This window comes from Nocardioides sp. GCM10027114 (assembly GCF_042659625.1).
Classification (GTDB): domain Bacteria; phylum Actinomycetota; class Actinomycetes; order Propionibacteriales; family Nocardioidaceae; genus Nocardioides.
The window spans coordinates 163,131-183,175 of sequence record NZ_JBHSSS010000025.1; the positions used below are offsets into that span (position 1 = coordinate 163,131).

Annotated in this window: 13 protein-coding genes; 12 read left to right on the top strand and 1 reads right to left on the bottom strand. The window is 73.3% G+C overall.

Features of this window, described 5'->3' with window-relative positions; genetic code table 11:
* Positions 1 to 143 precede the first annotated feature (143 nt).
* The 11 genes from ACFP2E_RS13935 (at position 144) to ACFP2E_RS13985 (ending at position 18,075) form a co-directional block, all read left to right on the top strand.
* Positions 144 to 4,748, top strand: coding sequence for a PKD domain-containing protein (locus tag ACFP2E_RS13935; protein WP_378524084.1), 4,605 nt, complete (start codon positions 144 to 146; stop codon positions 4,746 to 4,748).
* 79 nt (positions 4,749 to 4,827) lie between these two features.
* The gene (locus ACFP2E_RS13940; RefSeq protein WP_378524085.1) at positions 4,828 to 6,513 is read left to right on the top strand and encodes a YveK family protein; all 1,686 of its coding nucleotides are present in this window, start codon (positions 4,828 to 4,830) and stop codon (positions 6,511 to 6,513) included.
* Complete coding sequence (locus tag ACFP2E_RS13945; protein ID WP_378524086.1) at positions 6,510 to 8,291, top strand: sulfotransferase family protein; 1,782 nt, start codon at positions 6,510 to 6,512, stop codon at positions 8,289 to 8,291. The genes ACFP2E_RS13940 and ACFP2E_RS13945 overlap by 4 nt, the downstream gene beginning before the upstream one ends.
* Before the next feature lie 7 nt (positions 8,292 to 8,298).
* A complete protein-coding gene (locus ACFP2E_RS13950) occupies positions 8,299 to 9,816 on the top strand; it encodes an O-antigen ligase family protein (protein ID WP_378524087.1) in 1,518 nt (505 codons plus the stop codon).
* Positions 9,813 to 11,045 carry a hypothetical protein gene (locus tag ACFP2E_RS13955; protein WP_378524088.1) on the top strand — a complete coding sequence of 411 codons (1,233 nt, stop codon included), beginning with the start codon at positions 9,813 to 9,815 and terminating at the stop codon, positions 11,043 to 11,045. Before ACFP2E_RS13950 ends, ACFP2E_RS13955 begins: the two co-directional genes overlap by 4 nt.
* Positions 11,042 to 11,905: a beta-1,6-N-acetylglucosaminyltransferase gene (locus ACFP2E_RS13960; RefSeq protein ID WP_378524089.1), complete on the top strand. Its 864-nt coding sequence runs from the start codon at positions 11,042 to 11,044 to the stop codon at positions 11,903 to 11,905. The genes ACFP2E_RS13955 and ACFP2E_RS13960 overlap by 4 nt, the downstream gene beginning before the upstream one ends.
* A 26-nt stretch (positions 11,906 to 11,931) precedes the next feature.
* On the top strand, positions 11,932 to 12,930 hold the full coding sequence (locus ACFP2E_RS13965; protein WP_378524090.1) for a hypothetical protein: 999 nt from the start codon (positions 11,932 to 11,934) through the stop codon (positions 12,928 to 12,930).
* Entirely contained in the window at positions 12,927 to 13,874 is a 948-nt protein-coding gene (locus ACFP2E_RS13970) for a sulfotransferase (RefSeq protein WP_378524091.1), read from the top strand. The genes ACFP2E_RS13965 and ACFP2E_RS13970 overlap by 4 nt, the downstream gene beginning before the upstream one ends.
* A gap of 158 nt (positions 13,875 to 14,032) precedes the next feature.
* The gene (locus ACFP2E_RS13975; RefSeq protein WP_378524092.1) at positions 14,033 to 15,004 is read left to right on the top strand and encodes a hypothetical protein; all 972 of its coding nucleotides are present in this window, start codon (positions 14,033 to 14,035) and stop codon (positions 15,002 to 15,004) included.
* 124 nt (positions 15,005 to 15,128) lie between these two features.
* Entirely contained in the window at positions 15,129 to 17,153 is a 2,025-nt protein-coding gene (locus tag ACFP2E_RS13980) for a phytase (RefSeq protein WP_378524093.1), read from the top strand.
* A gap of 19 nt (positions 17,154 to 17,172) precedes the next feature.
* Entirely contained in the window at positions 17,173 to 18,075 is a 903-nt protein-coding gene (locus ACFP2E_RS13985) for a sulfotransferase domain-containing protein (protein WP_378524094.1), read from the top strand.
* A gap of 14 nt (positions 18,076 to 18,089) precedes the next feature.
* Here the strand turns inward: ACFP2E_RS13985 and ACFP2E_RS13990 are convergent, their stop codons facing one another.
* The gene (locus tag ACFP2E_RS13990; RefSeq protein WP_378524095.1) at positions 18,090 to 18,857 is read right to left on the bottom strand and encodes a LamG domain-containing protein; all 768 of its coding nucleotides are present in this window, start codon (positions 18,855 to 18,857) and stop codon (positions 18,090 to 18,092) included.
* A gap of 209 nt (positions 18,858 to 19,066) precedes the next feature.
* Between ACFP2E_RS13990 and ACFP2E_RS13995 the strand changes: the two genes are divergently transcribed.
* Positions 19,067 to 20,029, top strand: a complete 963-nt coding sequence (locus ACFP2E_RS13995; RefSeq protein WP_378524096.1) for a glycosyltransferase family 2 protein — start codon at positions 19,067 to 19,069, stop codon at positions 20,027 to 20,029.
* Positions 20,030 to 20,045: the final 16 nt, after the last annotated feature.

The following is a 20,045-nucleotide window of genomic DNA, read 5'->3' on the forward strand; positions in this document are numbered from 1 at the left end:
CTCACTGCACCCGGCCCTGTGGGGCCGGTGCCCAATTTCGGTGAACGTCGGGTTCACCGGGAGGCCGGGGCCGGGCCCGGTGCGAGCATCGCAGCGACCGAGCAGCGGCGGTCGCCTACGTCGTCCTTCCCGTGGAGGGAACTGTGCTCCACCTCCGTCGGCCGTGCCCTGGCCACCTCACCACCCTGGTCACCGCGCTTGCCACCGGGGTGGTCTCCCTGCTCGCCGTGGTCGGCGTCACCGCCGTCGGACTCGCGCCGGGTGCCCACGCGGCCGCACCCGTCCTGTCGCACGTCGGCTCCGCGAGCACGGCCGGCAACCGCACCGGCCACACCGTCCGGGTCCCGTCCTCGGTGCAGGTGGGGGACCGGCTCGTGATCTTCCTGACCTGGAACAACACCTCCAGCGTGACCGCGCCGGGGGGCTGGTCCGTGCTCGAGACCGTGACCGGCAGCAACGTCAGCAGTCGGGTGTGGACCCGTGTCGCCACGGCGGCCGACGCCGGCACCATGGTCCGTGCCACCACGGCCAACCGGTCGAAGTCGGTGATGGCGATCACCGCCTACCGCGGCAGCAACGGCCTGGCCCCCGTGACCGCGTCGGCCGCTGCGGTCACCAACACGTCGTCGAGCAGCCACACCTCCCCGACGGTCCCCGTCGCCGACCCCGGGTCGTGGCTGGTCAGCGCCTGGGCGGTGAAGTCCGGCACGACGCCGGCGTGGACCCTGCCCGCGGGCGTCACCACGCGCCAGAGCGCGTCCGGTGCCGGCACCGGCAGGATCAGCGCGGTCGTCGGCGACTCCGGCTCGCCGGTCGCGAACGGCACGGCCGGAGGGCTGACCGCGACCACGGCCGGCAACGTCGCCCGCTCGGTCCGCGCCTCGGTCGTGGTGAGCCCCGGCCTCGAGGGAGCGAACGCCGCCCCGGTGGCGGCGTTCACCTACAGCTGCACCGGCCTGACCTGCTGGTTCGACGCGTCCACGTCCACGGACCCGGAGAACGACCCGCTCACCTTCACCTGGGACTTCGGCGACGGTCAGGGCGGTGCCGGGGCGACGCCCTCGCACACCTTCGGCAGTGCCGGCACCCGAACCGTGACGCTGACGGCCGACGACGGCAGCGGCCGGGACACAGCGGCCCAGTCGGTGACCGTCGCCAACCTGCCGCCCCCCGGTGACCAGCCCAGGCCGGGCCACGCCCAGCTGGTGCCGGCCACCGCGCACGCCTCCATGCCGCGGATCGGCACCGGTGAGATCTGGGACATCGAGGTCGTCGGCAACCGCGCCTTCGTCGCCGGGACGTTCACCTCGATCACGAACACCACGGGCAACAACAACACGGTGAACCAGCCGCTGCTGGCCGCGTTCAGCCTCGACACGGGGCTCGTGGACACCACGTTCCGGCCGACCTTCGACGGCGAGGTGAACGCCGTCGAGGCCTCGCCCGACGGCACCCGGCTCTACGTCGCCGGAACCTTCAACACGGTCAACGGCGTCACGAAGCGGAAGGTCGCGTCGCTGAACCTGACGACGGGCGCGCCGCGCGCGGGCTTCACGGCGAACGCGAGCGCGAACACCCACTCCCTGGCCGCCACGAACACCACGCTCTACATCGGGGGACGGTTCGTCTCCGTCAACGGGCAGCCGATGGTCGGGCTCGCGGCGGTCGACGGCGCCACCGGCAACCTCGACACCCAGTTCGACAACCAGCTCTCCGGCGGCATCGGCATCAACGGGACCCTGACCGTGCAGGACCTGGTGCTGACCCACGACAGCTCCCGGCTCCTGGTCGTGCACACGGCGCGCCGCATCGCCGGGCAGGAGCGGTACGGCGTGGGCATGGTCGACACGGCCACGAAGAAGCTGCTCCCGTGGCACACGAAGCTGTGGGAGGAGAACCTCCAGTACGTCGGCGGGATCCAGCGCATCTACACCGGCGACATCTCACCGGACGACTCCTACTTCGTCGTGGGCAGCGGCTCCGGCGGGGACCGCCCGCCCATCAACGACACGGCGATCGCCTTCCCCGTGGAGGGTGGCGCGAACATGCAGCCGCTGTGGATCTCCCGCGCCTTCGACTCGATCTACTCGATCGCGATCACCGAGGTCGCCGTCTACATCGGCGGGCACATGCAGTGGGCCGAGTCGCCGACCGCGCCCGACCCGTGGCCGGGCCTCGACAACGTCGGCTACGGCACCGGCCAGGGCCTCTCGGCGTACGCGCTCGGCGACGCGGTCGTCCGCCGCGACCACCTGGCCGCCCTGAACCCGGCGGACGGCAAGGCGCTCGAGTGGCACCCGGGCTCCAACTCGTTCGAGGGCGACAAGGCGATGCTCGCCACCTCCCACGGCCTCCTGGTCGGCGGCGACGGCAACCAGAAGGGCGGGCGCAACGTCGGCCGGGTGGCGTACTTCGCCATGAGCGAGCTGCCGGCCCCGAGCAATCCCGACACCGTCATCGACACCCCCATCGAGGGACGCGTCGTGGCCACGGGCTCCGAGCTCACCATCCAGGGCACTGCGCACAGCACCGGGACGATCGCCCGGGTCCAGGTCGAGATCCAGAGCGGTAGCCAGTACCTCCAGGACGACCTGACCACGTGGGGGTCCTTCAACACGGTCAACGCGTCGCTCGGCACACCGGCAGGCAGCGAGACGCCCTGGCTGCTGCCGGTCACCGTCGGCACGGCACGCCTCATGACGATCCGGGCCCGCGCCGTGACCACGGGCGGCGCCCAGGACCCGGTCAAGGCGACGAAGAAGATCGAGTCCTACAGCTTCGACGACCGGACCCCCGACACCAGCATCACCTCACCGAGCTCCGGGCTGCAGCCCTCGACGTCGTTCGTGCTGCGCGGCAGCGCCGTCGACGACAAGGGCGTCACCGGCGTCCTGATCTACCTGCGCGACGTCGCGACCGACCGCTACCTGACCGCGGACGGCAGCTGGGCCAGCGGCTACGAGACCTTCCGCATCGACGTCGACACCCCGGGTGCCGTCAGCACCACGTGGCAGCACGAGGTGACCCTGCCGAACGAGGGCGGCTGGAAGGTGGGCGCGATGGCGATCGACACGATCGGCCAGAACGACGCCCGCTGGGCGGTGCGCGAGTTCACGGTCGACTCGTCGGGACAGCCGCCGACGGTGACGATCACCGAGCCGGTGGCGGTGACCCCGCCGACCCTGCCGCCGGCGCTGACGATGACGCCGGGGGGCCGGCTGACCTTCCGGGGCACCGCGGCCGACGACCGTGACCTCGCGACCGTCGAGGTCACGCTGCGCAACAGCACCACCCGCGAGAACCTCGCGGCCGACGGCACCTGGGGGACCGACGTCATCCAGGGCTGGCACCGGATCTCACCGAACAACTTCGGCGGGACGTCGTACAGCTGGAGCTGGACGACGCCGGCAGACCTGGTTCCGGGCCAGTACACCTTCCAGGTCCGCGCCACCGACAAGCAGGACCTGACCACCCCCTCCACGATGCGGGGTCGGGTCACCATCAACGTCGCCGTCCCGGGCGACGCCCCGCCCAACGGCCTCATCAGCCCGACGGGGACCGTCACCGGGGTTCAACAGCTGCACCTCGAGCTCGCCGGCTCGGCCACCGACGACGTCGGGGTCGCCGCCGTCCGGGTGGCGGTGTTCGAGGACGTCACCGACCGCTACCTGAAGCCGGACGGGAGCCTGGCCGTCGGGTTCCGGACGGTCGACGCGGTGCTGGCCGCTCCGGGCGCCACCAGCACGGGGTGGACGCTGCCGGTCGACCTCCCGGTCTCGGGCGACTACGTGGTCACCGCGCTCGCGGTCGACACGTCGGGGCAGATCGACCCGGTCACGACCGACGCCACCGCGCGCTACCCGATCTGGCCCGGGGACTCGCCGCCGTGGCTGCTGCCCAACCTCTCCTCGCCCACCGAGGGCACGGCCTTCACCGAGTCACGCATCTTCGTCAGCGGCCGCGCCGAGGACGACAACGCCATCGCGCGTGTCGAGGTGGCGGTCCTGAGCGCGTCCAACCAGTTCATGCAGACCAACGGCACGTTCGGCAGCACGGAGCGCTGGATCGCCGCCTTCCTCAACAGCCCGGGGTCCCCGGGGTCGAACTACTCCTACACGACTCCGATCCTCCCGGACGGGGCCTACCGGGTCCGGGTGCGGGCGGTTGACACCCACGGCCTGGTCGGGGACTACCGCGAGGTCAACGTCACCGTCTCCTCACCGGTGGCGAACAACCCGCCGGTTGCGGCCGCGACGGTGAGCTGCAACGAGAACGTGTGCACCTTCGACGGCCGTGGCAGCACGGACGAGACACCGTCGACGCTGACCTACAGCTGGAGCTACGGCAACGGCCGGACCGGGACCGGGGCGCTGCCGACGTTCACCTACACCTCGGCGGGCACGTTCACGCCGTCGCTGACGGTGCGCGACGAGTACGGCCTCACCAGCACCTACACGCTGGCGCCGCTCACCATCACCGAGCCGGGCGGGAACGTCGCCCCGACGGCCGTGATCAGCCCGCCGTCCTGTGTCGGCCTGGTGTGCAGCTTCAGCGGTGCCACGTCGACCGACCCGAACACCGGGGACGCGCTGACCTGGGCGTGGAGCCTCGGGGACGGCGGCACCAGCACCTCGTCGGCGCCGTCGCGTACCTACGCGGCGGCGGGGACGTACACGGTCACCCTCACGGTGACCGACGGTTGGGGACGGTCCTCGACCGCCACCCGGACGGTCACGGTGTCGCCGTGAGCGGCCGGTGGGAGCACGCGACGGCGTACGACGTGACGCCATCGGCAGCGGGCAGGAAGCAGAAGGGGACAGCGGACCGATGACTGAGCCGACCGCAGCACACGCACGGGACCTCGGGGACTACCTGGCGGTCGCGCGGCGGAGATGGGGCTGGATCGTCTGCAGCGTCCTGCTGGGGACGACGCTGGCGATGGGCTACCTGGTGTCGGCGGAGAAGACCTACGTCTCCACCGCGAAGGTGCTCGTCCTTCCGACGGGAACGTCCGAGGGGAGCGCCCTCGGGGCCCGGACCAACGGCGTCATCAACCTCGACACCGAGGCGCAGCTGGTGAAGTCCGAGGCCGTCTCGTCCCGAGCCGGGCAGATCCTGCGGAGCTCGCTCTCACCGGTGGCCCTGGCTTCGCGGGTCAGCGTCGCTGTCCCCGCGAACACCACCGTCATGAACATCTCCTTCGCGGGGTCGAGCGCCCAAGAGGCGCAGGACGGGGCGTCGGCGTACGCCAAGGCCTACCTCGAGAACCGTCGCGACGTCGCCGAGTCCGCCCTGTCGGGGGACATCGACCGCCTCCGCGACCAGATCCGCCAGACCACCGAGCAGATCCAGGAGACCAGCGTCAGCATCACCCGGCTGAACAAGCCGCGCGACCGTGACGACCGCGCGTTCCTGGTGGCCCGGCGGGCGACGCTGTCGAACCAGCTCGGGTCCTTCAACGCCCAGCTGGCTCCGCTGATGGCCACCGTCGTGGACGCCGGCAAGGTGATCCAGGCGGCCCAGCTCCCGCTGGCGCCCGCCGACCCGGACCCCATGCTGGTCGTGCCGACCGGCCTCATGGTCGGGCTCATGCTCGGCTTCGGCGTGGCCGCGCTGCGTGAGCGGGCCGACAAGCGGATCCACGACGCACGCGATGTCGAGCGCCTCTTCGGGATCGTCCCCCTGACGATCGTGCGGGCAGGCCGGCACCCGAGGTACGGCAGGGTCGTCCACGACGTCCGGGCGCTGTTCCACTCCCTGCAGGCCAACCTCCCCGGCGGCGCCGGCAGGGTCGCGGTCGTCGGCCCGGACGGCAGCGGCACCGCCGACCTGCTGGGCTACGGCCTCGTCCTGGTGGCCGGGCGGTCGGGGACGACCGCCGCCATGGTGACCCGAACCGACGCGCCCCTGCTGGACGGACGCCGGCCGTCCGTGGCCGAGCGCCGCGGTCTCCTCCGCATCACCGACTACGGGAAGCTGGGGGTCATCGACGAGGGCGAGGTCCGGGCCTCCGCACTGCGGACCGCCGTCCACGAGCTCGCGACTCACCGCGAGGTGGTCGTGCTCGGGCTCCCGCACGACGACCCCGAGGTCGACGTCCCGCTGCTGGGACGCTCGGTCGAGGTGGGCCTCGTGGTGGTCCGGCTCGGCGAGACCCAGCGAGACCGCCTGGGAGCGGTGCTCGCCGACCTGAGCAAGTCCGGGGTGCAGCACGTCTACGTCGTGGTCGTCGACCTCGGCCGGCAGGGCGTCCTGCGGCGTCGCGCCGACGCCGACGCCGCCTTCGCGGCCGCGACCGACCGGACGGAGGCCGAGCGTGCACCGAAGCCCGCCGTGCAGGCCGCGCCCACGGCCGGTGCGAACGGCCGGGCGGACCGGCCCGTTCCCGTCCCGAGCCCGAACGGTGGCTCGGCCAACGGGAGCCCGGCCAACGGGAGCCCGGCCAAGGAGAGTCCAGCCAACGGGGACGCAGCCGGCGCTGCGCCCGCCACGACCTCGCGGAGGCCCGAGTGACTGTTCCGGACCCCGCACGCCTGGTGTTCGTGGGCGGCCTGCACCGCAGCGGGACCACCCCGCTCGCGCGGCTGCTCGCGGCGCACCCCGAGGTGAGCGGCTTCCACGACACCGGTGTCAAGGAGGACGAGGGCCAGCACCTGCAGGACGTCTACCCGGCCGCCCGGACGTACGGCGGCGCGGGCCGCTTCGCCCGCCACCCGCTGGCGCACGTGACCGAGGAGTCGCCCCTGGCCACGACTGGGAACGCCCGGCGGCTGCTGGAGCAGTGGACGCCGTACTGGGACCTCGACCGTCGGCTGCTCCTCGAGAAGTCCCCGCCCAACCTGCTGATGACCCGCTTCCTGCAGGCGCTCTACCCCGAGGCCCGCTTCGTGGTGGTCGTCCGGCACCCGGTCGTGGTGGCCCTGTCGACGCGGAAGTGGGCGGGCCCCGTCGCCGGGCTGGCGCCCCTGCTCGAGAACTGGCTCAAGGCGCACGAGACGTTCCTGGCGGACGCGCACCGGCTGCGCCGGCTGCACGTGCTGCGCTACGAGGACCTCGTCGGCCGGCCGGAGGCGACGCTGGCCGGGCTCGCAGAGTTCCTCGACCTGTCGACCCCGATCGACCCGGGCAGCCTCGACGGCCGGCGCAGCGACGGCTACCTCGCCGAGTGGCAGCGGCTGACCAGGAGCCGCTCGCCCCTCGCGCGCTGGCGCACCGACCGGCTGCGACGGCGCTTCGGCGACCGGATCGCCGGGTTCGGCTACGACTTCGACGACCTCGGACGGCTCGGCCCGATGCCCTCCGCCGCCCGCGCGGGCACCACCACGACCCCGGTCGAGATGTCGTCGCCCGAGCCGGGGACCGGGACGCGGCTGCGAGTGCTCTACGTGGGCGGGATGCCGCGCTCGGGCTCGACGCTGACCGACCTGATGCTCCACCAGCTGCCGGGCCACGTCGGGGTCGGCGAGCTGTTCTACCTCTGGCGCAACTGCCTCGCCCACGACGGGCTGTGCGCCTGCGGCCGCGCGTTCTCGGCGTGCCCGTTCTGGAACGAGGTCGGTGAGGTGGCCTTCGGCGGCTGGGACCGCGTGGACGTGGACCACGTGCTGCGGCTGCAGGCCGAGGTGGACCGCACGTCCCGCATCCCGTGGCTGCTCGCGCCGCGCCGGCCCGCGGCGTTCGACGCCGGGCTCGAGGAGTACGCCGACCTGCTGCGCCGGCTGTACGCCGCGATCGTCCGCGTCTCGGGCGAGCAGGTGGTGGTCGACTCGTCGAAGCGGCCGTCGCTGGCCTACGTCCTGGCCGGGATGCCGGACATCGACCTGCGCGTCGTCCACGTGGTGCGCGACCCGCGCGGGGTGGCCTTCTCGTTCGCCAAGCACGTGGCGCTCCCGGCCGGCGCGGCGCTCGGCTCGGAGATGCCGCGGAGCGCGACGCGGAAGGTCGGCCGGCGGTGGGTGACGGTGAACACCATGGTCGCCGGGCTCGCCCACGTCGGGGTCCCGGTGACGCGGGTCCGCTACGAGGACCTGGTGGCCGACCCGGACCGCGAGCTGCGGCGGGTGCTCCGCCTCACCGGCCACGACGCCCCTCCCGGCGCCTTCTCCCACCTCGCCTCGGAAGGTCTCACGATCCCCAGGACCCACCTCGTGGCCGCCGGCCGGATCAGGCTGGCCGACGGCACGGTGCCGCTGCGTCTCGACGAGCAGTGGCGGGCGGACATGCCCGCTCCGTCCCGCCGGCTCGTCACCGCGATGACCCTGCCCCTCCGGACCCGCTACGGCTACCCGTGAGCCGCCCATGACCCTCGTCCCGACACCCGGCCGGCACAGCGCCCACGCATCCCGGGCCGCCTCACAGGCGGCCTGGACCGGTCTGCTGCGGGACCCGCTCGCCTCCGACATCGACGGCAGGGTCGTGGTCCACGTGCCCGCACCGCCGCCGCCCCCGCTGCCCGGGGCCGCGACCGAGCAGGTGACCCGTTGGCCCATCCCGCGCTCGCGCCGGTCGCTGCCCACCGGCTGGCCGATCGCGGCAGCGGTGGCGCTGTGGCCGCTGTGGTGGGCCCTGGGTGTCACCAACCTGGTGCTCCCCGCCTGCGGGCTGGCCCTGGCCTGGCAGCTGCGCAGGGCCCGCGTGGTGCTGCCTCCGGGGTTCTGGCTCTGGGGGCTGTTCCTGCTGCTGGTGGCCTTCAGCGTCCTCGCGATCAACTCGGACCTCGCCGGGACGACGACGTCCGACGGGCTGGGCCGCTACCTGGCCTTCGGGCTCCGCTACCTGAACTACCTCGCCGTGACCCTGATGCTGCTGTACGTCGGGAACACGACCGAGGCCGAGCTGCCCCGGCGCCGGATCATCCGCTGGATGGGGATGCTGGGTGTCTCCTGCATCCTCCTCGGGGTGCTGGCGCTGTTCCTGCCCGACTTCTCGTTCACCACGCCGGCCTCGTACCTCCTGCCCGCCGCGCTGCGCGACGGCAGCGCGGTCGTCGAGCTGGCGCAGTTCCAGCCGGTCCTGGGCGATCCGGCCCCGCGGCCGGCCGCGCCGTTCGGCTTCACCAACGCCTGGGGGAACGTCACCTCGCTGCTGCTGGTGTGGCTGGTCGTCGGCTGGGGTGTCGTCGGCTCGTCCCGCCGCCGGCTGGCGCTGGGGGTGCTGCTGTGCCTGGCGCTCCCCGCCCTCGTGTACTCCCTCAACCGTGCGATGTGGCTGTGCCTGGCGCTCGTCGTCGTGGTCCTCGTGGTCCGGCTGGCCCTCTGGGGCCGGGTCCGGGCGCTGGTCGCGCTGGTGGCTCTCGGGACCGTCCTCGCCGTCGGCACGGTGGCGACGCCGCTGGACTCGCTGGTCGGCTCTCGGCTGTCGACGGGCCACAGCAACGAGATCCGGCAGTCGTTGCTGCAGGACGCCTTCGAGGCGGCCAAGCAGTCGCCCGTCGTGGGCTTCGGCACCACCCGCAAGGCACGCGGCAGCGAGGCGTCGATCGCGATCGGCCCGTCGGAGGCCTGCCCCCGGTGCGGCGGTCGCAACATCGGGAGCACCGGCCAGCTGACCCTGTTGCTGATCTCGCAGGGCTTCCTCGGTGTCCTGCTGTACGGCGGCTTCCTGCTGCAGGTGCTGTGGCGCTACGCGCGCGACCACTCGGTGATCGGCCTCGCGGCCACGCTCGTGGTGGGGATGGAGCTGTTCTACGCCGGGTTCTACGCCGCCCTGAGCATGCCGCTGGCGATCGTCTTCCTGTCGATCGGCCTGCTCTGGCGCAACGAGCAGCTGCGCTCACGCCGGCACGAGCCGGCGGCGGCGGAGGGGGGAGCGTCATGACGACCACCGGGACCGGAGCCGTCGACCGCGGCCGCGCCGCCATCGACCGCGGCCGCGCCGCCGTCGACCTGCTCGGAGTGCTCTACCCGCCGCCGCTCGTCGTGCGCATCGGCATCGACCCGGCCGTGGGCACCACCCGTGCCGCGTGGACCGGCCTGCCGTCGGTGGCGAACCCGCGGCTGCTGGTGGCGCGGGCCGGTCCGCTCGCCTCGGCCCGCCTGCTCCGACGCCAGCTGACGGGCTCGCGGCTGCGCACCCGTGCCGCCCGCGCCGGCCTGTCCCTGGCCGCCGCCACCGGGGTGCTGGGCCGGCTCCCCGCGCAGCGGATCTCCATCGTCGGGGACCCGGGGTCGCCGAGCATCGAGGACCCGCTGCGCGAGGCGCTCGGCACGGACCGGCTCCGGCTCACCATGCCCGTCGGGCCCGCGCGCTCCAACCGCAAGCCGGTGCTGCAGGTGACCGACGAGGCCGGGCGCGTGCTCGCGTTCGGCAAGGTCGGCCACACCGACCTCACCAAGCGACTGGTGCGCCGGGAGGCGACGGCCCTGACCACCCTCGCGGTAGCTGCGCTCCCGGGTCTGCGGGCGCCGGCGCGGCTCGCGCAGGTGGCCTGGCACGACTGCGAGGTGCTGCTGCTGGAGCCGCTGCCGATCCCCGCGCGCCGGCTGTCCGGCGACGACGCGCGACGGCGGCTGGTCGACCTCGTGCGCGAGATCGCCTCGATCACCGCCGGGCCGCCCGCCCCCTGGGGAGGCCACGCCTTCCGGGCCCGGCTGCTGCAGCGGGCCGAGGGCTGCGCCGGCTTCGCCGGCCGCCTCCACGAGGTCGTGGAGCGGGTCCCGACCCGGCTGGAGCTCGCACCCGGCGCCTGGCACGGCGACCTCAACCCGGGCAACGTGGCGCTGGTGCGTGGCCCCTGCCCCGTGTGGGACTGGGAGCGGTTCGAGCCCGACGTGCCACGGGGGTTCGACCTGCTGCACCACAGGCTCCACGAGGCGATCACCGTCCTCGGGATGGACCCGCGGGTGGCCGCGTCGCTGCTGGTCGCGAACGCTCCCGCCACGCTCACCCCGCTCGGGGTGGGCGGCGAGGCCGCGACCGCGACCGCCCGCCTCTACCTGGTCACGCTGGCCTGCCGCTACCTCGAGGACGACCAGCGCGCCGCCGGAGGCGACCTCGGCCGGGTCGAGGAGTGGCTGCTCCCCGCGCTCGAGGAGGCCCCGTCGTGACGGGCCCCGTGGTCGTGGTGGTCCTGTCGCACCGGGACCGGCCACTCCTGCAGCGGCTGGTGGGCCGGGTGCTCGAGGGTGAGCGAACCGTCGCCCTGGTGCACCACGATCCGCGCGGGGAGCCGCACGGCCTGGTCGAGCACGACCGGCTCCGCCTCGTCCCGGACGCCGCACCCTGCGACTGGGGGCGGCTCAACCTCGCCGACGCGGTGCTGCGCTGCCTCGGCGCCGCCGTCGCGACCTTCCCCGACCTCGAGTGGCTGCTGCTCGTCTCCGGCCAGGACTACCCGGCCCAGCACCTCCGGCGGACGGAGGCGCAGCTCGGGACCGTCGACGCGGACGCGCTGCTCCGGTGGTTCCCGGTGCCGGAGGACCCGCGCGACGACGCGCACCCGTGGCAGACCCGGTGCCGGCAGCGGTACCTCCGTCGACGCCGGCTGCCGGGCAGCCGGCGGTCGGTGCCGTTCCCACGCCGGACGCCGTTCGGCGACGGGACCGACCTGTACATCGGGGACATGTGGGTCAACCTGCGGGCCCCGGCCGTGGCGCACGTGCTCGAGCAGCGCGACCGGCTGCCGCACGTACGCCGCTACCTCGCCACCTGCGCCGTCCCCGACGAGGCGCTGCTCCCGACGCTGCTGCTCAACGACGCCGACGGGCTGCGGATCCAGGACGACCGTCGCCGCTACATCCGCTGGGTGGAGGGGAGGCCCAACCCGGAGCTGCTCACGCTGGCGGACGTCGAGGCGATCTCCGGTGGCGACGACTGGTTCGCCCGCAAGGTCGACAGCCGGGGCACGGCCCCGGTCCTCGACCGGCTCGACGAGCTCGCCCGCGAGGGCGACCGGACGGCCCCGTGAGGCCGGGCAGGGGAGGAGCAGGAGGGGTGACCAGGGTGGCACGCGCAGCGACGCGGACCGGCGTGGCGACGGGACTCGCCGTCAGCCTCGTGGCGGGACCGGTCGGCGCGCTCGCCGCGGGCTGCCGGGTCGTCCCCGACCACTACGGGGCCGGCGCCGGGGGCACGGCCGACAGCCCTGACACCCTCTTCGGGAGCAACGTCTGGCAGGCCTCCGGCGAGAGCCGGGCCGACGCGCTGGCCCGGCGTGACGCGGCGTACGGGCCCGTCGAGGTGGTGCGGGTGTTCTCGCCCTGGTGGCCGCCGCCGTGGCCGCTGCTGCGCGCCGACCTGGGGGAGCGCCCCGTGGTCGCGTCGTTCCGGATGCTGCCGGCCCGGGTGCTCTCGGGTGCCGACGACGCCCGGCTGCTGCGCTGGTTCCGCAACGCGCCGCGCGACCGCGACACCTGGTGGGTCTACTTCCACGAGCCCGAGGACGACATCGAGCGCGGGGCGTTCACGGCGGAGGAGTTCGTCGCCGCGTGGCAGCACGTCGCCGGGCTCGCCGCGCAGGCCGGCAACCCACGGCTCCACGCCACGCTCGTGCTGATGTGCTGGACGGCGTCGGAACACTCCGGGCGGGACTGGCGCGACTACGTGCCCGCCCCGGTCGGGGAGTCCCCGTCGCCGGTCGACGTGCTCGCCTGGGACTGCTACGCCCACGGCGACGACCCCGGCCGCTACTCCGACGTCCGCGAGCTCCTGGACCCGGCCCGCGCCGCCTCCGCCGAGCTGGGTGCCGACTGGGCGGTCGCCGAGGTCGGCGCCCGGCTGGCCGACGACGCCCCGCCCGCGGACCGGGCGGCCTGGCTGGTGGAGCTCGGCAGCTACGCGGTCGTCCACGGCGCCCGCTTCGTGACCTACTTCGACGCCCCGGTGGGCGGGGACTTCCGGCTGGACGACCCGGAGTCCGTCGCTGCCTGGGGCTGGCTGGTGGCGCGGGAGCGCCGGCGCTCCCGCGCCACCGGCCGGGAGGGAGCGGCATGACGCGGGTGCTGCTCGTGGTGGGCTCCGGCCGCAGCGGGTCCACGCTCTTCGAGCGGGCGCTGTCGGGCGTACCGGGCGTCGCCGCGCTGGGCGAGGTCGTGCACCTGTGGGACCGCGCCGTGCGCGACGACGAGCTCTGCGGCTGCGGGGAGCGGTTCTCCCGGTGCGCCTTCTGGACCGCGGTCGGCCGGCGCGCCTTCGGCGGCTGGAACCGGGTGGACGTCGCCGGGCTCGTCCGGGCGCGGCACGACGTCATCCGCACCCGAAGGGTCCCGGGGCTGCTCACGACCTCGCCCTCGCGGGCGAGGCGGGCCGACCGGGACCGGCTGCTCGCCGACCTCGTCCGTGTCCTCGACGCGGCCCGCGCCGAGTCCGGGGCGTCGCTCGTGGTCGACTCCAGCAAGATCCCGGCGTACGCCGCGCTGTTGATGCGGGCTGCCCGGGAGGACCACCCCGCCGGCCTGCCCCTCGACCTGCGCTGCGTCCAGGTGGTGCGGGACCCGCGAGGGGTGGCCTGGTCGATGCGCAAGACCGTGCTGCGCCCGGAGGCTGCCTCGGCCGACCTGATGCACCGCACCGGCGTCGCCGAGTCGGCGCTGTGGTGGTCGGCCTTCGACCTCGTGATCGACGGCCTGCGCGCGCGCCGCACGGTCCCGTTCACCACGGTGCGCTACGAGGACTTCGTGGGCGACCCCCGGGGCGTCGTGGACCGGGTGCTCGACTTCGCGGGATCGCCACGCCGCGAGGGTGATCTGGACCACATCGACGGCGACCTGCTGGAGCTCGCGGCCAACCACCAGGTGGCCGGCAACCCGATGCGGTTCCGCACCGGCACGGTCCGCGTCGCGGCGGACGAGGAGTGGCGAAACCGCCTCTCCACCAGCGAGAAGGCCGTCGTCGACGCGCTGACGGTCGGCCTGCGCCACCGGTTCTCGTACCGCTGACGCGGCGCGGCTCCCGCGGCCCGGAGTGCCGCCCCTCTACCTTGTCGACGCCCGGCGTGTCCAATTCGCCGGTTTCGGTGCGGGGGGCCGAGGGTAGGCCCCGCTGTGTTTCGCGCGGGGTGCGCCAGAACTGCACACGAAGTTCCGGGAGAACCGCAATGTCCCTGCGCGTTTCCACCAACGGCCGGGCCCTCGCCCGCAGCGCCGCGCTCGCGGCCGTCGCCGCCATGGTCGCGACCCTGCTGAGCGCCGTCACCGTCTCCGGCGCCACCAGTGCGTCGGGCGCCGAGCCGACTGCCCAGCCGACTGCCCAGCCGACTGCCCAGCGCACCACCGGCGCCCGTCCCTGGTACGGCAGCAGCGTGTACCGCGAGAACGGCGAGACCATGCGCGAGGCCTACGACCGGGTCCGCCGCAAGTACGGCGGCTCGCTCGACACCGTCCGGATGTTCTTCCCGGGCATGCCCGGGTCGTGGTCGACCATCCGCAAGAACGTCGGCCGCACACCCGTGGTGGTGTCCTTCAAGGCCGACCCCGCGGACGTCCTCGCCGGTCGTCACGACGCCGCCTTCCGCACCTGGTTCCGTGAGGCGCCCACCACGCGCCGCACCTTCTGGACCTACTGGCACGAGCCCGAGAACGACTCGGTATCCCCGAGCACCTACCGCGCGGCGTGGCAGCACCTGTCGGGGCTCGCCGACCAGGTCGGCAACCGCAAGCTCAAGGCGACGCTCATCCTCATGTGCTGGACCCTCGACCCGAAGTCCGGACGCACCTGGAAGAGCTGGTACCCCGGCAGCAGGGCCATCGACGTGCTCGGCTTCGACTGCTACAACGTGGGCCGCAAGAACGGCGTCTACAAGCACCCCGAGGACATCCTGCGGCCCGTGGTCCGGGTCTCGCGGCGCACCGGCAAGCCGTTCGGCATCGCGGAGTTCGGCACGGTCGTGATCGAGGGGGACGGCGGCAAGCGCGGCCGCGCCCGCTGGCTGCGGCAGTACGCCCGCGAGGTGCGTCAGCACGGCGGCCGCTTCGCGACGTACTTCGACAGCCCCGTCGGTGGCGTCGACTTCCGCCTCAAGGACACCGTGTCGACGCAGGCGTGGCGCGAGGTCGTGCAGACCTGGTGACGACCGGGCGCGCGCGGCCGTGCGGTGCGCGGCGGCTCCGGGAGGCACTTCCCCGAATTCGGTGATCCTCCGCGCCGGCAAGCGAACTACGTTCGAAGCCTGCCGGCATCGGAGGGAGCTTGCCGTGCGACGCAGCCTCGGAGTGGTCATCCTCGTAGTCGTCGGACTGCTCCTCCCGACCGCGAGCTCACCCCTGCTCCCGGGCCTGTCCGCCGCGCCCGCTGTCGCGGCGGAACAGCCCGTCTCCTTCGTCGCCGCGGCCAGCTCGGACGGCAACACCATGTCGCCGTCGGTGACGGTCCCGTCCTCGGTGACGGCGGGCGACCGGCTGCTGCTCGTGCTCTCGATGAACGCGTCGAACCGGACGGTGTCGCCGCCCGTCGGAGTGACCGGGTGGACCCAGGAGGGTGACCGGCAGGCCTCGAGCACTCGCACGCTCGTCTGGTCCAAGGTCGCCGACCCCGGTGACGGGGGGACCCTGGTGAGCGTGCCGCTCAGCGGCCGAACCAAGGTCAACCTGCACGTCGCCGGCTACCGCGACGTCGCCACCGGACCACTCACGGTCGTGTCCCAGGGCCACACGAACGTGGCCACCACCCGGACCACGCCCACCACCACGTCGACGAGCGACGCCTGGATCGTGTCGTACTGGTCCAGCAAGACCTCCGACACCACCTCGTGGACGCCCGAGCCGGCCGTCACGACCCGCAGCACCGCGGCCAACGGCGGCGGCGGCCGGATCGTCAGCCTGCTCGGGGACTCCAACGGCGCTGTGCCGGCGGGCACGGTCGGCGGTTACGACGCGACGTCCGACACCTCCTCCAACAAGGCCACCACCTGGACCGTCGTGCTGCCGTCGGCCAGCGGTGCGCCCACCAACCAGCTGCCGACAGCGGCGTTCTCCTACTCGTGCAGCGGCCTGGCCTGCACCTTCGACGGCTCCGGGTCCAGCGACCCCGAGAACGACCTCGTCTCGTGGAGCTGGGCGTTCGGGGACGGCAACAGCGGGAACGGCGAGGGCACCAGCCACACCTACGCCGCCGACGGCACCTACGACGTGACGCTCACCGTCACCGACGGGGGTGGGCTCACCGACACCGACACGCAGTCGGTGACCGTCGCCGCCGGCGGACCCCCGACCGGACCGCCCACGGTGACGGCGGACGTCGAGACCGAGCCCGTGCTGAGCACCGGCGACTCCGCGGACGACCCCGCGATCTGGGTCCACCCGACCGACCCCGGGCAGTCACTCGTCATCGGCAACGACAAGGGCGGGGCGCTCGAGGTCTACGACCTCGACGGCAGCCGCATCCAGCGGATCACCACCACCACCAGCTTCTGGGGCAACGTCGACGTCCGGCAGGGCGTCACGATCGGCACCCGCACGCTGGACCTGGTCGTCGGCTACAACAGCGGCATCCGGCCCTACGAGGTCAACCCGGCCACCCGGGCCCTGGTGGCGGTCGGCGACGGGAACGGCAACATCCCCACCAACGGCGGCGAGGGGCTGTGCGCCTACCACAGCGCGGTCACCGGCCAGGTGCACGTCTTCGTGATCACCCGACCCGGCCGCGTCCGGCAGTACCGGCTGCACGACGACGACGGCGACGGGCTGGTCGAGGGCACGCAGGTGCGCGAGTTCTTCGTCGGCTCGGAGGCCGAGGGCTGCGTGGCCGACGACGTCGCCGGGATCCTCTACGTCGCCGAGGAGGACGTGGGGCTGTGGCGGTACGGCGCCGAGCCCGGTGCCGGGGCCACCCGGGTCCTCGTCGACGCCATCGCGCCGGGCGGGAACCTCGCCTACGACGTCGAGGGCGTGACCATCGCGGACACCGGGAGCGGCAAGGGCTACCTGATGGTCTCCGCGCAGAACGGCGCGTCGCCGAACGACTCCTACTTCGCCGTCTACGACCGCGAGTCCAACGCCTACCTGTGGTCGTTCAGCGTCGAGCCCGGTCCGCTGGCCGACGGCTGCGAGCGGACCGACGGGATCGCGGCGCAGACCGGCAACCTCGGACCCGCCTTCCCGGCCGGCATCTTCGTCTGCCAGGACAACGGCAACGCCGCGCCGGCCGCCGGCAACCAGAACTTCAAGATCGTGGCGCTGGAGAAGGTCATCCCGGCCCTGTGCCACCACCCGAACCCGTAGCCGAGGAAGAGAGAGGGCCATGACGCAGACGCTGCCGCGAGTCGTCCCGCGGCCCCGGCACGGACCTGCCGTGCGGCTGGCACGGCGGTCCGTACGCCGACTGTCGGACGCCACGCTGGAGCTGACCGGGCCGGTCAGCATGCGTCCCGACTTCCTGATCGTCGGCGCCCAGCGGTGTGGCACCACCTCGATGTTCAAGACCCTGATGCAGCACCCGCAGGTCATGAAGCCTTTCCTGCGCAAGGGCATCCACTACTTCGACAAGGCCTACGGTCGAGGCGACCGCTGGTACCGGGGCCACTTCCCGATGACCGTCACCGGCAAGGTGACGGGGCTGGCGCGTGGGGGGCGCCCCACGGTCACGGGCGAGTCGAGCCCCTACTACATGTTCCACCCGCTCGCCCGGCAGCGGCTGGCCGCCGACCTGCCCGGCGTACGGCTGATCGTGCTGCTGCGCGACCCGGTGGAGCGCGCCTACTCGGCACACAGCCACGAGAAGGCCCGCGGTTACGAGGGCCTCGGGTTCGAGGACGCGCTGGACGCCGAGCGGATGCGCATCGAGGGTGCGCGCGAGCGGCTGATGGCCGAGCCCGGCTACGACAGCTTCCACTGGCAGCACCACGCCTACGTCACGAGGGGGCAGTACATCGAGCAGATCCTCGCCCTCGAGCACCTGGTCGGCCGCGACCGGCTGTGCGTCGTCGACAGCGGCGACTTCTTCACCGACCCGGAGCCGGCCTTCGAGCAGGTGCGACGGTTCCTGGGCCTCGACCCGTTCGACGGCATCGTCTTCGAGAAGCACAACTCCCGGGAGCGGTCGCCGCTCCCGGACCACCTCCGCACCAGGCTGGAGCGGCACTTCGAGCCGTACGACGAGCAGCTCGCGGCCTGGTGGGGGTGCACGCCGTCGTGGCGGCGCTGAGGGCGTCCGACCGGTCAGTAGACCCGGTCCGGGTAGAGCGTCGTGGGGATGTCGTCGCCCTTCTCGATCATCACCCAGTCGATCCAGCCCTGGAAGTAGTCGCAGCCGACGCCCTGCTTCTTGCAGAACAGCTTGCCGCCGAGCATCAGCGGGCTCCTGTTGTCGATGTCACCCGTGGACTTGCGGTTCTGGCGGCTGACGGCGTCTGGGGTGCCGTAGTTGAGCGTGATCCGGGTCCGGTCGGCCATCCGCTCGCAGCGCACCGTGTACCACTTGCCGTCGGTGACCTTGTACTCGTTGCCCTGGCGGACGAATCCGGTGGCGCTGGTCCTGCCCGTTCGGTCGCGGTAGTGACAGCGCGGCCAGCCGTTCTTCAGGACGAACTTCCAGAAGCCACCGGTCTGCCCGGACTGGCCCTTCTGCACGATGTTCGGGTGGCCGTGGTGGGTCCGGAAGCGGATGGTCACCGCGTACGGCTCTGTCTCGGGGTCGAACCGGTCGTCCTCGGGCGCGGTGGCCATGCGCTCGGGGTCGTAGCCCCAGGCCGGGCCGGGGAAGTAGTAGCCGGTCTGGCCGCCGCCGAGGTCGACGTCCTTGACCACCTTGTCGCCGACCGACCCGTGCATGCCGAGCGGTCCGGAGTCGACGAGCGGCCGCGGCGAGCCGGGTGCGTTGTCGTCGAGGTGGTAGTCGCCGATGACCTGGGCAGCGGCCGGCGAGGCGGTGGCGGCGAGGGCCAGAGCGGTGGCCGAGGCGACCGCGAGCGAGCGGATGGAAGGCATGACCTCTCCCTGTGTGACGGTCCGAGAAGTGACGGTCCCGGTGGGGCAAGGCCGGCTTTCCCTGCCATTCGACACACGTCCCGTCAAGATCCGCAATGGCGAACTTTGGGGAGCGCGTCCCCCATGTTGGGGAATCCGCCGCTGAACCGGCCGGGGACCGCGTCAGGGATTTCTACGATGGCGGGCCAGAGACGACCGAGGAGATCACGGTGAGCGGCGCCAGTCCCCGAGTCAGCCCCGGAGTCAGCCCCGGAGTCAGCCCCGGAGTCAGCCCCGGAGTCAGCACGGTCATCGCGACGCGTGACCGGCCCGAGCTGCTGGCCAAGGCCGTCGCGTCGGTGCTCGGGCAGGACTACGACGGACCGGTCGAGGTGATCGCCGTGTTCGACCAGACCGAGCCGGTCGAGGACCTCGCGCAGGCGGGCTGGCACCGGTCGGTGCGGGTGGTGCGCAACGACCGCACCCCCGGGCTGCCGGGTGCGCGCAACACCGGGATCGCGCTGGCCCGGCACCCGCTTGTCGCGTTCTGCGACGACGACGACAGCTGGCTGCCCGCGAAGCTGCGGGCCCAGACGGCGGCGATGGCGGCCCACGGCGCCGGCGCGGCCGTCACCGGCATCCGCATCCACTACGGCGACCGCGTGCGTCACCGCCGCCCGCAGGCGGCCGTGCTGCGGCACGCCGACCTCGTCCGGGACCGGGTGACCTCGGCGCACCCGTCGTCCTTCCTCGTCGAGCGGTCCGTCGTCGACGCCGCCGGTCCCGTGGACGAGGCGATCCCCGGCGGCTACGGCGAGGACTACGACTGGCTGCTCCGGGTCGCGCGCCACACCGACATCGCCTGCGTCTCCGAGCCGATGGTGGAGGTGCTCTGGCACCCGGGCTCCTTCTTCACCCGCCGGTGGGAGACCGTTGTCGAGGCGCTGACCTACCTCCTCGCCAAGCACCCGGACATCGCCGAGCACCGCCGCGGCGCGGCCCGCATCCACGGCCAGCAGGCGTTCGCGCTCGCGGCGACCGGGACCCGCGACCAGTCGTGGGCGCAGTGGCGCGCCACCGTGCGCGGCAACCCGACGGAGCGCCGGGCGCTGGCGACCCTGGCCGTGCTGACGGGCCTGCTCAGCGCCGACCGCGTGCTCCACCTGGCCAACCGGTTCGGCCGGGGGATCTGAGGCGTCCCGGCCACGG

Bases quoted from the DNA above. Each gene is read 5' to 3' on its own strand.
- ACFP2E_RS13940 (WP_378524085.1), top strand. From the start codon at position 4,828: ATGACTGAGCCGACCGCAGCACACGCACGGGACCTCGGGGACTACCTG.
- ACFP2E_RS13950 (WP_378524087.1), top strand. From the start codon at position 8,299: ATGACCCTCGTCCCGACACCCGGCCGGCACAGCGCCCACGCATCCCGG.
- ACFP2E_RS13955 (WP_378524088.1), top strand. From the start codon at position 9,813: ATGACGACCACCGGGACCGGAGCCGTCGACCGCGGCCGCGCCGCCATC.
- ACFP2E_RS13970 (WP_378524091.1), top strand. From the start codon at position 12,927: ATGACGCGGGTGCTGCTCGTGGTGGGCTCCGGCCGCAGCGGGTCCACG.
- ACFP2E_RS13975 (WP_378524092.1), top strand. From the start codon at position 14,033: ATGTCCCTGCGCGTTTCCACCAACGGCCGGGCCCTCGCCCGCAGCGCC.
- ACFP2E_RS13985 (WP_378524094.1), top strand. From the start codon at position 17,173: ATGACGCAGACGCTGCCGCGAGTCGTCCCGCGGCCCCGGCACGGACCT.
- ACFP2E_RS13990 (WP_378524095.1), bottom strand. From the start codon at position 18,857: ATGCCTTCCATCCGCTCGCTCGCGGTCGCCTCGGCCACCGCTCTGGCC.